The organism is Actinospica acidithermotolerans, assembly GCF_018139625.1.
GTDB lineage: Bacteria > Actinomycetota > Actinomycetes > Streptomycetales > Catenulisporaceae > Actinospica > Actinospica acidithermotolerans.
In genome coordinates this window covers 1-388 of the sequence record NZ_JAGSOH010000410.1, presented here as the reverse complement: position 1 = coordinate 388, position 388 = coordinate 1, and the positions used below count along the sequence as shown (strand labels likewise).

Here is a 388-nt window from a genome sequence, read left to right as displayed (position 1 = left end):
GTTCTACTCTAGCGGAACGTAAGTTCGACTACCATCGACGCTAAGGAGCTTAACTTCTGTGTTCGGCATGGGAACAGGTGTGACCTCCTTGCTATAGTCACCAGACATATGAATGTAATTTATACATTCAAAACTAGATAGTAAGTAAAAGTGATTTTGCTTCGCAAAACATTTATTTTGATTAAGTCTTCGATCGATTAGTATTCGTCAGCTCCACATGTCACCATGCTTCCACCTCGAACCTATTAACCTCATCATCTTTGAGGGATCTTATAACCGAAGTTGGGAAATCTCATCTTGAGGGGGGCTTCATGCTTAGATGCTTTCAGCACTTATCCCGTCCACACATAGCTACCCAGCTATGCCGTTGGCACGACAACTGGTACAC

General features: G+C 43.0%; 2 rRNA genes. Both read right to left on the bottom strand.

Annotated features, from left to right (window positions below):
- Nucleotides 1-105: ribosomal RNA gene (rrf, locus tag KDK95_RS39170) — 5S ribosomal RNA — on the bottom strand; the annotation flags it as partial.
- A gap of 72 nt (nt 106-177) precedes the next feature.
- Nucleotides 178-388: ribosomal RNA gene (locus tag KDK95_RS39165) — 23S ribosomal RNA — on the bottom strand; the annotation flags it as partial.